A 13,704-nucleotide genomic window follows, 5' to 3' on the forward strand; every position below is an offset into this window, starting at 1 on the left:
GGCAAGTCCACAGTCCCAGGAATAGGTTCTCCCTACGAAGAGCCTTCGAAACCTGAACTCAAACTAAATACAGAGAGGCTAAATCCCAATATTTGTGCTGAAAGAATCTTCAAACTAATCATTGAATAGGATACTTAAATTGGGGCCTAATTGATATATGAATTAAAGATATAATGTATCTCCTATGTTATTGTTATAAAAAATTATTTACCTATATCCTTCCATTTACGGTAAACGCCATAGTCCACATACTCTTTGTAAGGACTTTCGATCTGTTGTTTTACTGGAATTGTCTTTTCTCTTATATTTTCGATTTCCTTTGTGACTGTGAATATATAAGATTCACTGCCAGCACCAGATCCATAACTGGTCATGAGTATTCGATCTCCTGGGTCAGCGATATCAAGAACAGCTGCTAATGCAGTAGGGCTAGAACCAGAGTAAAGGTTCCCTATATATCTGACCACTAGCCCAGGTTCGATCTGATCTTTCTCGAACCCTGCTTCTTGGGCTACAAGATAAGGGTATTTTACATTAGGTGAATGGCAAACAACAAAACGGATATCCTTTGGAGTAAGCCTACTTGCTTTTAGGGCTGTTTCCATAGCGATTGAAACATGTTTGAAATAGGCAGGTTCTCCAGTAAATCTTCCTCCATGCTTTGGATACTTTTGGCCATCCCGTCGGTAAAAATCTGGTGTATCGGAAGTATATGGAACATAGTGATCTAGAGTTGCGATGACATCTCTTTTACCGAATAAGAAAGCAGCAGCACCTGCACCAACAGTAAAATCTAACGGATCATTTCTTTCAGCTTGAGAGTTATCAGAGCCTATCACCATAACATATTCCCCACCAAAAGTAGGGAAAGTTACTAGAGCTACGGCGTCGATAAAAAGATCGGTAGCCGCCTTACATGCGAATTGTGAATCTATTCCACCACTAAAGAAACCACCATCATATTCTTCTCCAAGTTGTAAGGCTTGACTAACTGTAGACATAGTGGGTTTAACAGCATAAGGTGAAGATTCCGAGCCTACAAAACATTTTCTCACGTATCTATTATCGATACAAGAATGGATCAATGCCCTCTTTCCAGCCTCTACCGCAAAAGTAGTTGCATCTTCATCTAGAAAAGGTACAGTACGCTCCTTAATTCTGACACCTGATTCATCTCTACCCTTTATTCTAAATTTTGGTAAGTAAATCCCATAACCAACGATTCCAGCACGTTCACTTACATTTGCATGCTTTATCTTCACATACTTCTGATAAGGATAATAATCATCTTCAAAACTAAAGTTGAAGCTTGAGTAATAAATTAATCCTTGATCACCATCCGCATAAAGCCGCCTAAACCTAGGTACAACATTCTTCCCCATAAAAAGAGTAATGTCTAACTCTTCCTTTGATGGGACAAAATCAGTTATTCTACCTGGAATCCTAGTATTTCCATCATCAAAGGTAACTATGGTAGACATAAAGGAACTCAAATGATGGAATTTGTTGGTAGGTTTACGAATAACACTTCCGCTAATGAGGGTTCCTTTACTATAGAAATAATCAACAAAATTCATTCGGCTCTTTCTACCTTCGTTATTGCAGAAGAACTTTGGTGGAAAATAGGTTCTCCCACAATCTACACATCTCGAAGCTCGAATCCTGTAATCGATAAGAATTTTTCTTCTTGTAATAGGTTCACTCATGGATATCCCTTGCTAAGATGTGAACAGTCGCTATTCCACCCGTTCCCCCAATGTTATGGCAAAGGGCTAGATTTAAGTCTCTATCAACTTGATGCATACCTGCTTCCCCTCTTAACTGATTGAAACATTCATGAATTTGTCTTACTCCTGTAGCGCCAACAGGGTGACCATCTGCCTTAAGACCCCCACCTGAATTGACAATAAGTTCTTTACCATCTTTAACATAGGGTATATGTTTCAGACCTTTGAAAGACTCATAACTCTCATAGATGCCTTCCCAAGCTTTACCTTTCTCATAGAAACCTGAATCCTCTAAAAACATGGCCTCTTCAATAGTAAAGCAGTCATGAACCTCAGCTATCTGAAGATTTTTAATTGATATACCCGTCATATTCAAGGCCTTATCTACTGCAAGTTTTGTCGCCTTAATCCCTGTTATGCTTTCTCTAGTATAAAGTGAAATATCATCTGTAACTTGTTGACTTCCGATTACGTAAATTGGTGTATCTGTGTATTTCTTAGCCAGCTCAGGTTTGGTTAAAATTACAGCAGCTGCTCCATCAGAAATGGGTGAGCAATGGAGAAGCCGTATCGGATCTGCTATAAGTGGGGATTTAAGGACATCAATCTCGTTGATCTTTCGCCTAAATTGAGCATTTTCATTGTTAACAGCATGATGATGATTCTTAGACGCGATTTGAGCTAAGGCTTTTATACATCGTTGATCTCCATGACTATACTCTGCGATGTATTTTGCCATCATAGTAGCATACAAACTAGGGAATGTGAAACCAGCGTTGAATTCATAAGGGTCAGAAGCAAACATGAGATCGTCTATAATCTTCCCAGACCGATCTGTCATCTTTTCAAAACCACCTACAAGAACTACATTGTATATACCTGACTTTATGGCGATGCAAGCATTATAAAAAGCAGAACCTCCAGAGGCACAAGCAGCTTCTGTAGTATTCATAGGAATGTTTACACCTAATTCTCGCGCCATATAACCAGAAACCAAGGCTAGTTTATTGGTTGTTTGATATAGAAAACTACCGAAATAGCATGCTTGAATATCACTTCTCCCTAATCCAAAGTCTACAGATTCTACAGCTTTGATCCCTGCTTCCATCATCAACTTTTCAGGATCTTTATACCACTGTTCTCCAAAGGCAGTTCTCCCGGAACCAATAATTGCCGCATAGGGTTCAACATTACAAAAAGTTGGTGCATTCATGCTTGTTATACCCCATAATCAATTATGACTTAAGGGTTTTGTCAAAAAGTTCATTCGTAAACCTACTGTTTTATATGTTTCATGATATTCCTAAAGATAGTCGAGTTTGCAGCAGCAATAAAAGATACTTTTTGAGTCGGCTCTAATTTATTATATAGCTCTTTGCCTTCAGGTGTAAGTATCTCACCACCAGCCTCCTTTAATATTATATAAGATGAAGCTATATCAGTAACTCTGAGCATATTCCTAATATCGACAAAGGCATCCATAAATCCTGAAGCTATATAGCAGATCTCTAGAGCAGTAGCTCCAAAATGTCTCATATGCCTTATCACTTTTAACAGTGGGATTAATCTTGTAATATTTTGCTCTTCAACTTTGCTAAAGTCTATCGCTATTAACGCATCCTCCAGCAATTTTTTATTAGATGTCTTTATTCTATTTCCCCCCATATATGCTCCTTTGTTTTTCTTAGCATAAAAGATAGAACTGTTAGATATGTTCATTACGACTCCTGCCTCAATATCTTTGATTCTATCCCCTCTTGATATCGCTATAGAAGTGCAGAAAAATGGGACCCCCCTGAGAGAATTTGTTGTGCCGTCTATACTGTCTATTATCACATAAACATTCGGTCTGCTACCTATCTCTATGATGCCACTCTCTTCACTTACAACAAAGCACGATAAATTCTGGCTTCTAATAGAATCTAATATTACATTCTCAGCTAATTTATCTATACCCATAGTTATATCACCTCCTGCACCTCTGCCTAAAGGCTCTGAAGCTAGATCAGAACCTAAGATAGGTTTAACCACATTCTGAACTTTTTTTGAAGTATCGATCAGAAATTTTAAAGTATCTAACAAAGCCTAAATCTATTACACAATACATTATATAAGAGTTGGACATCGCATATGAAACTAGTAAAAAAATAGATACGAGATACGACAAGAGACAATACATTAATTAATCATTTTGATTTTAATCTTGATACGAATTGAAATATCGACTAATGGACCTTTTGGCATGTCCTATCTGTAAGAACTTCCCCCTACAACTTATCGTCTTTAATAAGGTAAACTCAGTGACGCATACAATGAACTCCTGTGATGAATATTGCAGTTATGTTAGGAAAAAGATTGCCGATCTTAAAAATAAACGAATATCTTTAAATTGTAAAGTTTGCTCTCAAATTAATGTAGTAGAAGGAATTCTTAATTGTATAAAATGCCTTCGTTGGTATCCTATAATAGACGAGATTCCCCACATGCTACCTGATGAACTAAGAAATGGGGTAGAAGAAATTAAATTTCTAATTAAGAATAAGGAGAAAATTCCTCAGATTATTCTCAGGGAAGGAAAGCCATTTAATATTTTACAATTGTAGATGAGCCGAATATGAATATTTTGTAAAATTTACGGAACTTCAGTTACTATCATAGTGAGCGTGGATCTCACTTTATCTAAGCGTCTTATCTTCCAAGTAACTGTCTCTTTGACTTTTTCCATAGTATCTGCTGATATTTTTGCTATAATGTCATAGACACCATAAACAAAATGAGCTTCTTCTACATTCTCAATTTTCCTAAGCTCTTTTAATATATCTTCTTCTGCTCCAACATCTGCATTTATTAGTACAAACGCTACAGGCATGAATAAAATCACAATATTCGTTCCTAATAAATTTTAGCACTTTTTATGGAATTAAGAGTGGGAATCAATTTATTATTTTTGAATCCAAGCTTATCGATGACTAATTATAGACTTTCAAATAATTTCGCTCTTATACGCTCTTTAAAATTATCTTGAGGTCTACTATCGTTTATAATAAAATAATCAGCTGTGGCTATGACCTTTCCTAAACCTAGTTCTAATTCTGTTCTATCTCTTTTTTCAAGTTCTTTACTTGTTTTTGGATCATCCGGTCGATTTCTCATAGATAGGCGTTGTAACCTAATTTTAAAAGAAGATAGTATTGCTAGGATCTTGACTTCAAAGAACATTCTAAAGTATCTTACTTCTTCTAGACTTCTAACACCGTCTATGCAAACGATATCTGCTTCGATTTGGTCTAATTTTTGTATCGTCCTCTTCGCCACTATCTGATCCCCTGTCTTTGCCCTGATGTCTCTCATCACAAACTCGTAGCTTTTAGCCCCCTCTTTTAACCCTCTCTTCATAACCTCCTCTCTTATTACATCCCCCATGTTGAAAATAGGGAAATTGAGCTCTTTTGCCACTTCTTCTACTTTTGATTTTCCAGAGCCTGGCATTCCTGTAACAAGAATAACTTTCTTAACCAATTTTACTTTACTTTACTTTAAGTTTATAGATAATAATTTCTTTTTGTCTTTGAGTTAGGATATGTGAAGGTGGTTTAGCAGTTTTTACTCCTTAGTTTCTTCTTGGGAAGATTCTTCACTTTCTTTACTAAGGAGTACTTCTTCATCTATAGGTTTCGGTGGTGGAGTAGTTGCCATGGTCCAACCTATCCAGGCCAGTATTGCCAAGATTGCTGCTGCAGCAATAAAAACAGTTATTTGTAAAACGTACATCGTCCAAGCGGGATTTGGTGGAAAGAAAAGGAGCCAACCATAAATCACAATGACTGCAATGCTTGCCAAAAACATTATAACACCTATTGCTTGATCTTTTTCCAATTTTTCTCGTCTCAAACCTAAGAAGTTCTTATATATATACTTTAATTTTATCACGATTTCTATTATGGCTTGAGTAGGTCTGCCCTTGTCACAATACCAATAATACGCTTCCCTTTTATTACCAAAATAGCTGGATAAAAATTTAATATGGGAATTAAAAGATCTATAGGTGTATCTTCATCCACTGTTGGGAAAGGTGGTTCCATGACTTTATTTACCTGTTCTTCATATAGTTTTTTAGAACTTCCGTCCTCTGATAACTTCTTAATAAGTAATTTATCAGATACACTTCCTATAACTTCACCCTTACTTAAAACAGGCATCTGAGAAATTGCATGTTTATGCATCAAATTAGCAACTTCGGCCACAGTAGAATTGATATTAACAGATATGATATCTCTAGTCATTATATTCTTCATCTTTTTAGAATTTTTCAATTGTAACCTCTGTAAAGTTTCGAATATTGCCCTAGTCTTCGAGAAAGATGGATCAATCCTTCCTGCCTCTATCTTCGCTATAAGTGATTGACTAACGCCTGAGAGATTTGCCAGTTTATTCTGAGTTAATCCTAATATCTTCCTTATCTTTTTTATATCCTTTAATTGTGGAAACATTTTAAAAATATTGAACATTTTTTCTTTATTATTTTTATTGATGGTTTTAAGCTTATTCTAGCACCTAGAGACTATATGTATTTTAGGTTTTATTGTTTATAAAAGACGGTGTAGAAATGGATAGTTAGGGAAATATCTGGAATGTAGGCACTTAACCACAATATCTATCGAAGTAGGAAGCGGATGTATAAGGTTATGCCTACTGGCTCTAGAGCAAAAATGATATTAGATGCATCAAATGGATGTCTATCTAATGAGAAAAAAGAGCAACATCAAAGAACAAAAAGAAAATGTGAAATTATCTCCAAAAAATATTAAAAAAATTGCATGGTTGGCTAGGATTGAACTCCAAAAAAAGGAAATCAACCTTTTCACCAATCAATTAAACGACATATTAGCCTACTTTGCAAAGATAGATGAAGTAAATGTAGAAAATATTCCTCCTGCATATCATGTTTTAGAAATTGTAAATGTGCTTAGAAAGGATGAAGTAAAACCTTCACTTGAACAGACCTTTCAAACTGTACCTCAAACTAAGGGGCGTTTCGTTAAAGCTCCAAAAATGACTTGAGGTATTTTTATGTCCAAATATTTAGAACTATCCGCTTATGAAATCGTTGAGAAGATAAAAACCCACGAATTAATCGTAGAGGATTACATAGCTTCTTTAAATGATAGAATAAGGAAAATGGAGGAAAAAATTCATGCTTATATCACCCTTACAAAAGAGTTAGCTCTTAAGAAAGCTCGAGAGATAGATAAGAAGATAAAGAAAGGGAAGAAGGTTGGTAGGTTATGTGGAGTTGGTATAGCAGTCAAAGATAATATGTGTACTAAAGGGATTAAGACAACTTGTGCTTCTCACATGTTAGATTTTTTTATTCCTCCTTATGATGCCACTGTAGTCAAGCGAATCGAAGATGAGGATAGTGTAATTATAGGGAAGACGAATATGGATGAATTTGCTATGGGATCATCAACCGAGCATAGCTATTTCGGTCCCACATATAATCCTTGGGATTTGGGAAGGGTGCCTGGAGGATCTTCTGGAGGAAGCGCGGCAGCAGTAGCATCGTCTATGGCAACCTTGGCATTAGGCTCTGATACTGGAGGGTCGATAAGGTGTCCAGCGAGTTTCTGTTCAACCGTAGGTTTAAAGCCTACTTATGGTTTAGTAAGCCGATACGGTTTAATAGCTTATGCCAATAGCTTGGAGCAGATAGGACCAATCACAAAAGATGTGAGAGATTGTGCTTTATTGCTAAGTTGTATAGCTGGTCACGACCCTCTAGATAGCACATCAGTAGATATGCCCAAGAAAGATTATTTGGATTTTCTTATAGATGATGTTGATGGAGTGAAAATAGGCATTCCATGTGAGTTTTTCGGTGAGGGTACTCAAGAACCTGTAGAGAAAAGTGTATGGAATGCCATATCTAAATTAGAAGAGCTTGGAGCAAAATATGAAGAATTTTCTTTTGAAAGTCTCCAAAATCCCCTTCAAGCCTATTATATAATCGCTATGTCAGAATCTAGTTCGAACCTTGCCAGATATGACGGTCTTAGATACGGATATAGAGTTCCTAACAAATCCTACGACTGGAATACCGTCTTTTCGAAGAATAGGCGACTTGGATTCGGCTTTGAGGTCAAGAGGCGTATAATACTGGGGACGTTTGCTCTTTCAGCAGGTTATTATGATGAATATTATTTAAAGGCACAAAAAATTCGAACTATAATAAAAAGAGATTTTGAGAAAGCATATAAAAAGTTCGATATATTAATAGGACCTACACTTCCAGTCTTACCTTTTAAAATAGGTGAAAAGATCAACGATCCATTAGAGATGTATATGTGTGATGTAGATACAGTTCCAGCAAACTTAACTGGCTTGCCAAGTATCTCTATACCATGTGGTTTTTCTAAGGGTCTGCCTATAGGCCTCCAGATAATTGCACCTCCATTTAGAGAGGATTTATTGGTCCAAGTAGCTTTTACATATCAAAAGAATTCAAATTACAAGGTTAAAATATTATGAGTAGGGCAAAGTCTTCAGAGATAAAAATCGGGTTAGAGGTTCACTGTCAATTAACCAACCTTATGACGAAACTATTCTGTAGTTGCTCATCTGATTATAGAAGGGAAGACCCTAATACTTACATCTGCCCAATCTGTATGGGCGTGCCTGGTACTCTGCCAGTACTGAATGAAAAAGCATTAGAAGATGCCACAATGGTTGCTATAGCTTTAAACTCAGACATATCTGAAAGGATGCTCTTCTTTAGAAAAAATTACTTTTATCCTGATATGCCAAAGAATTTCCAAATATCTCAGTATGATAAGGCTGGAGGAGTGCCTTTCTCTTTAGGTGGTTATGTTCAGATAAATAAAAAGAAGATTAGAATAAGACGTATCCAAATCGAGGAAGACCCTGGTAAGTTGATTTATGAAGGAACTATAGAGTCATCTGCATACACCTTAGTCGATTACAACAGGGCAAATATAGCCTTAATCGAAATAGTTACAGAACCTGATATAAGATCACCAAAAGAGGCTAGAAAATTTCTGGAGAAGTTGAGGTCGATCCTTGAGCATTTAGGCGTATCAGATGGTAGTCTTGAAGGCTCAATGAGATGTGATGCCAATGTATCTCTAAAAGGGGGAAGAAGAGTCGAGATAAAAAATATATCATCTTTCAAAGAGGTCGAGAGAGCCTTGAACTTCGAGATTACAAGGCAGAAGAAATTTATGGAAGGAGGGTTAGTTATTGGACAAGAGACGAGGCATTGGGACGAAGTTAGAAGGATCACCATCTCATTACGTAGTAAAGAGGAGGAGGAAGATTACAGGTATTTTCCTGAACCAGACTTAGTTCCTATAAAAATCTCAAAAGAGTATTTGGAAGATATAAAGCTCAGAATGCCAGAATTGCCTGATGATAGAACAAAGCGCTTTATGAAGCAATATAATTTACTTTTACAAAATGCCGAGATCTTGACTCGTAATAAAAAAATTGCTGATTTCTTTGAAGAATGTCTCAAGTTATATAAAAATCCTAGAGAATTAAGTAATTGGCTTATAGGCGAATTACTACCATATTTACATAATAAAAATAAGGAACTTGAAGAAATAAGGGTTACGCCAAAACATATAGTTGATCTTTTGAAATTCATCGATGATGGTACCATAAACAGAAAGATGGCTAAATCTATACTTCAAGAGATGCTATCTACTAGCAAGATGCCGTATGTGATTATAAAAGAGAAAGCTCTGAAGAAGATATTGGACAAAAAGTATGTGATAAAAAACGTTGAAAAAGTTATTAAAGATAACCCAAAAGCTGTTGAGGATAGCCTTGTTGATGAAAAAGCAATTCACTATCTTATGGGGCAGTTAATGATATTGACTAAAGGAAAAATAGACCCTAAAATTGCTGATGAGATTCTTAGAAAGAAGTTACAATTAGTTAAAAACAGGCTTTGATATTTCAGTTTTCCGCAAATACATATCCCTATTATATGATATTCTTATTCGAAAATCGAGATTTAGTGTAAAAATTTCTTGGAAAATATTATTTAATGATTAAATTCAGGGCTTGATATATTATGATGCAAATAGAAGATCATTGCGCTGAAATTCGTTCTTTACTTGAAAAGGCGGTTTTAAGAAATCTATGTGAAGGCATAATGCTCTCAGGAGGTTTGGATACTAGTATAATCGCTTATTTAGCTTCCCATCATACACAATTAAAGGCGATTACAGTAGCATTTGCCGCTGCTCCTGCCTCTGATGTCGAGTATGCAAAGTTAATAGCGAAACATTTAGGCATAGATCACAAAATCTTTCAATTTAATGAGCACGAACTCTTTGAGGCAATCCCCAAAGTTATCGAAATAATAAAATCTTTCGATCCTATGGAGATCAGAAATAGCGCCTCGATTTTTCTAGCGTTGAAGTCTGCAAGAGAAAATGACATAAAATCAATGATGACAGGTGATGGTAGTGATGAGCTCTTTGCAGGTTATAGTTTTCTTTTTAACCTTCAGAAGGAGCAACTTGATGATAGATTGTTCAAAATGTGGGGAAATGTCTTCTTTTCATCGCTGCTTATAGGGAGGTCTTTTGGTATAACTATCAAACTTCCATACTTAGATAGAGAGTTCAAATCATATGCTATGAATTTAGACTCTGGATATAAAATAAAAAGTGAAGGACATAAGATATGGGGTAAGTGGATTCTACGAAAAGCCTTTGAAGGCCTCTTACCAGAGGCTATAGTTTGGAGGATGAAGACACCTATCGAGCATGGTTCAGGAACAACGATACTTACAAATATATTGGAAAAAAGGATAGACGACTCTGAGTTTAAAGAGAAGAAGTCTGAATATATGAAAAAGGATAGAGTAATAATTCGCGACAAAGAGCAACTATACTATTATGAAATCTACAGATCGGTTATAGGTGTACCCCATAAGATAGAGCACAGTTGTAAAAACTGCCCTTTCTGTAACTCTGATGTTCCTGAATCTGCTAAATACTGTAAAGTTTGTGGAGCATATCCTATTTAATATTAGAATGATTAGATTTCACTTCGTTATACAATAATTGATATGAGGTTTAAATATTTTAGCTTCTTCGGAACGTTATTTCATTTATTTTTGATAGATCTATGGATAAATTAAGCAAATTTCTAAGTCTTTCCAATACTGCTCTTGCTGCATTTGGATCTGGATATTCTGGATTTAAGAGGTTTGGTTGAGTTCTACCAAATAGACATATCCCTTTGATATTCCATAGTATACAGAGGCCAAAAATTAGTCCCGAAAAACCATAAAATGGACCTTCATATCCGGTATCTATACCATACTTCTTTAATTCTTTTATGAGCTCTAGATCAGTAGCAGCACAACAAACATCTCTTCCCTCCATACCATAGCCTGCAAGTACAATGATTTTCTTAACTCCAAATTTTTGATAAAAATCTAAAACTTGTTCAGCTACTTCATACTGTCCATTAAAGTTGGCATGGTAACCTTTAGTTAAAAGCAATGAAGGGGAAGATAAGGAGTAAAAACCAACTTTTAGAAGTTCTGGTAGACCTCCTTGCAAATTAATACCGGCTTGACCAGGGAACTCTGGATGCGTTGCATAAGAAGGTTTTGTCTCGTAAAGAATAGGAAAATAAGGTGAGTATAACTCAGCAACCAATCTTGGTCGAAGATTTTTAATTAAATAGTCTACTGCTATCTTACCAATAGATCGTTGTCCAGGCGAACCAACGATTGCTATGGAATCTTTTTCTATTCGTTGTCCTGTATATTCTATCCAAGTCATAGTTGCACCTTATGCATAGATATCTTTTGGTGGAGGTGTAATATCCTTTTGCATCTTTTCAACCTCCTGACGTTTTAATTCTTCAATTTTTCGATTAAATTCTTCAGAGAGTTTAACTTCTTTTTCTAAAGGTTCCATATCAATCTTAATATTTACGATCCTACTCAAAACTTTTAAAAGTGCTTGAGCAGATTTTACATCAGCTAGAACTTGACCTGATGGAGTACGGTACCCAGGAGTTTCACTTAATAAACAGATACTTTGAATGTTCCTAAGTTTTGCAAGCCCAAATAGTAGTCCATTCGTACCGGTAATGCTCCCAGCATCCATCGATGAGATTTCATATTTTTTTAACTCCTCTAGTAGTTTTTGTTCAGTAGCAGCTCCGTAAACATGTACTTTTTTTATTGTTTTATGGGTTATATACGCTGCTAATGCAAATAGCTTTTTGACCTTAAACTTTTCAGCCATGTCCAAAACTTCATTTGAAACCTCATACTGTCCCTCTGGGGAGATTGCTTGTACATTTCCAGTAAAAATTATTAGATCATTATTCAAATTTTCATTTTTATAATAATAAAATTCATTTTTAAGAAGTTCAACTGTGCCATCCTTCTTTATTAAAACATAAGACGGAAATGATTTAGAATAAAGCTCCCCAAATAGTTCTGCATTCAATTCTTTTATAAGGTAATCAACCGAAAGTTTTGCAACATAACCTATTCCGGGAAGCCCTGTAATCATGTACGGCTCCTTAAGTTCAGGTTCTTTGTAGATTTTGATCTCCATGGATAAGGGTTTATAATTTGTACTTAAAAAGGATAATCTTTTTCTCTTAACTTAAAGCAGATATTAAATTATTGGGTATACAAGTTATGTGTACTGATAAAATTACTAGAAAAATCTAATAACAACAATAATAAATCGAAAAAATGGTTAATTTGTCATCCGATGGGATGGGTATCCTTGACCATATTGAGGAGCTCAGGGCAAGATTCATAAAGATAATTGTCTCAATAGCAATTCTATCGATATTCACCTTTATCTTTAGTATAAAAGAGTTCAGTTATGGCAATTTTATTTTATACTTGCCTTTTCCCGACATTTATGATAATATCTCTGCTCAATTTATAGAAAGAATGAAAGCTGATCTACTCCCAAACTATGTACAACTCATAGTTACAAACCCAACACAGGCTATTTTTGCTCAGATTACAACCTCTCTTTTCCTAGGTATTGTTCTTAGTATGCCTGTCATAGTTTATCAAATAGAGAAGTACTTGAGCCCAGCTTTATATCCAAATGAGAAGAGAATGATCTCTAGAATTTTGATCCCTGCAACTATACTTTTTTCACTTGGCTGTATATTTTCCTACTTTCTTATTACTCCATTTACATTGGACTTCCTGTATGGTTATGCCTTACCTTTGGGCGCACAGACTTTTTTAACAATTGACGAATTTATCTCATTTGTGTTCCTATTTACTTTATCCTTCGGTCTTTCCTTTCAGCTACCTATAATAATGATTGTATTGACATCTATAGGTTTGATCGAGCCAGAGTTCTGGAAAAAAAATTTTTCATATGCTGTAGTGGCTATTGTAATCTTTGGAGCCATTATTACGCCTGATGGGAGTGGAATAACTATGTGGTTTGTAGTCATTCCCATGATGTTTTTATATATTTTAGGCTATTTATTTGTTCATAGAAAAGTTAAAGTAGAGCCTTGAAGAAATTGAATTTATGCAAGGATTCAATGAAATTCTGATAATAGCTATAGTCGCAATTGTTCTCTTATTCGGAGCAAAGAAGGTCCCAGAAATGGCTAGGGCTTTCGGTAGAGCAAAAGGTGAGTTTGAGAGAGGTAAACAGGAGATCGATAAAGAACTTAAAGAAATTACAAAAACTCCAAGCAAAAAAGAAGAGACTGAAAGGGAAAAACTTATCAAAGCCGCCAATTCATTAGGAATTAATACTCAAGGTAAAACCGATGAACAACTACGTGAAGAAATTCAAGCAGCGATAAATAAAGAATAACTAAATAAGTTAGGATTTGAATTTATAGTACAAGCTTTATTTTAGGGTATTTAACATATTTATTTCTAATAGCGATAATATGTATCTACTCTGCTTGGAGTAAATCGACTTTCGGT

Annotated in this window: 16 protein-coding genes; 7 read left to right on the forward strand and 9 right to left on the reverse strand. The window is 35.4% G+C overall.

Features of this window, described 5'->3' with window-relative positions; genetic code table 11:
* Positions 1-203: 203 nt before the first annotated feature.
* The 3 genes from L6N96_05010 to L6N96_05020 all read right to left on the reverse strand — a co-directional run bounded on the left by L6N96_05010 (position 204) and on the right by L6N96_05020 (position 3,809).
* A complete protein-coding gene (locus tag L6N96_05010; GenBank protein ID MCP8323518.1) occupies positions 204-1,706 on the reverse strand; it encodes a hydroxymethylglutaryl-CoA synthase in 1,503 nt (500 codons plus the stop codon).
* The gene (locus tag L6N96_05015; GenBank protein MCP8323519.1) at positions 1,699-2,940 is read right to left on the reverse strand and encodes a hypothetical protein; all 1,242 of its coding nucleotides are present in this window, start codon (positions 2,938-2,940) and stop codon (positions 1,699-1,701) included. Before L6N96_05015 ends, L6N96_05010 begins: the two co-directional genes overlap by 8 nt.
* 62 nt (positions 2,941-3,002) lie before the next feature.
* A complete protein-coding gene (locus tag L6N96_05020) occupies positions 3,003-3,809 on the reverse strand; it encodes a hypothetical protein (GenBank protein MCP8323520.1) in 807 nt (268 codons plus the stop codon).
* 131 nt (positions 3,810-3,940) lie between these two features.
* Here L6N96_05020 and L6N96_05025 point away from each other — a divergent pair, with 131 nt between their 5' ends.
* On the forward strand, positions 3,941-4,330 hold the full coding sequence (locus L6N96_05025; protein MCP8323521.1) for a hypothetical protein: 390 nt from the start codon (positions 3,941-3,943) through the stop codon (positions 4,328-4,330).
* A gap of 29 nt (positions 4,331-4,359) precedes the next feature.
* Here the strand turns inward: L6N96_05025 and L6N96_05030 are convergent, their stop codons facing one another.
* The 4 genes from L6N96_05030 to L6N96_05045 form a co-directional block, all read right to left on the reverse strand.
* On the reverse strand, positions 4,360-4,596 hold the full coding sequence (locus L6N96_05030) for an Lrp/AsnC ligand binding domain-containing protein (GenBank protein ID MCP8323522.1): 237 nt from the start codon (positions 4,594-4,596) through the stop codon (positions 4,360-4,362).
* Positions 4,597-4,700: 104 nt separating this feature from the next.
* A complete protein-coding gene (gene fliE / locus L6N96_05035; GenBank protein ID MCP8323523.1) occupies positions 4,701-5,246 on the reverse strand; it encodes a flagellar hook-basal body complex protein FliE in 546 nt (181 codons plus the stop codon).
* Between the two features lie 84 nt (positions 5,247-5,330).
* Positions 5,331-5,603, reverse strand: coding sequence for a hypothetical protein (locus L6N96_05040; GenBank protein MCP8323524.1), 273 nt, complete (start codon positions 5,601-5,603; stop codon positions 5,331-5,333).
* A 62-nt stretch (positions 5,604-5,665) separates the two neighbouring features.
* On the reverse strand, positions 5,666-6,235 hold the full coding sequence (locus tag L6N96_05045) for a CBS domain-containing protein (protein MCP8323525.1): 570 nt from the start codon (positions 6,233-6,235) through the stop codon (positions 5,666-5,668).
* Positions 6,236-6,446: 211 nt separating this feature from the next.
* Here L6N96_05045 and gatC point away from each other — a divergent pair, with 211 nt between their 5' ends.
* The 4 genes from gatC (at position 6,447) to L6N96_05065 (ending at position 10,785) form a co-directional block, all read left to right on the forward strand.
* Positions 6,447-6,788: an Asp-tRNA(Asn)/Glu-tRNA(Gln) amidotransferase subunit GatC gene (gene gatC, locus L6N96_05050; GenBank protein MCP8323526.1), complete on the forward strand. Its 342-nt coding sequence runs from the start codon at positions 6,447-6,449 to the stop codon at positions 6,786-6,788.
* Between the two features lie 9 nt (positions 6,789-6,797).
* Complete coding sequence (gene gatA, locus L6N96_05055) at positions 6,798-8,255, forward strand: Asp-tRNA(Asn)/Glu-tRNA(Gln) amidotransferase subunit GatA (protein ID MCP8323527.1); 1,458 nt, start codon at positions 6,798-6,800, stop codon at positions 8,253-8,255.
* Positions 8,252-9,700, forward strand: coding sequence for an Asp-tRNA(Asn)/Glu-tRNA(Gln) amidotransferase subunit GatB (gene gatB / locus L6N96_05060; protein ID MCP8323528.1), 1,449 nt, complete (start codon positions 8,252-8,254; stop codon positions 9,698-9,700). Before gatA ends, gatB begins: the two co-directional genes overlap by 4 nt.
* Positions 9,701-9,822: 122 nt before the next feature.
* Positions 9,823-10,785, forward strand: a complete 963-nt coding sequence (locus L6N96_05065) for an asparagine synthase-related protein (GenBank protein ID MCP8323529.1) — start codon at positions 9,823-9,825, stop codon at positions 10,783-10,785.
* 58 nt (positions 10,786-10,843) lie between these two features.
* Here L6N96_05065 and L6N96_05070 read toward each other — a convergent pair whose 3' ends face one another.
* On the reverse strand, positions 10,844-11,551 hold the full coding sequence (locus tag L6N96_05070) for a PAC2 family protein (protein ID MCP8323530.1): 708 nt from the start codon (positions 11,549-11,551) through the stop codon (positions 10,844-10,846).
* A gap of 9 nt (positions 11,552-11,560) precedes the next feature.
* Positions 11,561-12,340 carry a proteasome assembly chaperone family protein gene (locus tag L6N96_05075; protein MCP8323531.1) on the reverse strand — a complete coding sequence of 260 codons (780 nt, stop codon included), beginning with the start codon at positions 12,338-12,340 and terminating at the stop codon, positions 11,561-11,563.
* A gap of 152 nt (positions 12,341-12,492) precedes the next feature.
* Here L6N96_05075 and tatC point away from each other — a divergent pair, with 152 nt between their 5' ends.
* Together tatC and L6N96_05085 are read left to right on the forward strand one after the other, a co-directional pair.
* A complete protein-coding gene (tatC, locus tag L6N96_05080; GenBank protein ID MCP8323532.1) occupies positions 12,493-13,281 on the forward strand; it encodes a twin-arginine translocase subunit TatC in 789 nt (262 codons plus the stop codon).
* Positions 13,282-13,294: 13 nt separating this feature from the next.
* Entirely contained in the window at positions 13,295-13,588 is a 294-nt protein-coding gene (locus L6N96_05085; GenBank protein ID MCP8323533.1) for a twin-arginine translocase TatA/TatE family subunit, read from the forward strand.
* Positions 13,589-13,704: the final 116 nt, after the last annotated feature.

It is taken from the genome of Candidatus Methylarchaceae archaeon HK02M2 (assembly GCA_024256165.1).
Taxonomy (GTDB): domain Archaea; phylum Thermoproteota; class Nitrososphaeria; order Nitrososphaerales; family JACAEJ01; genus HK02M2.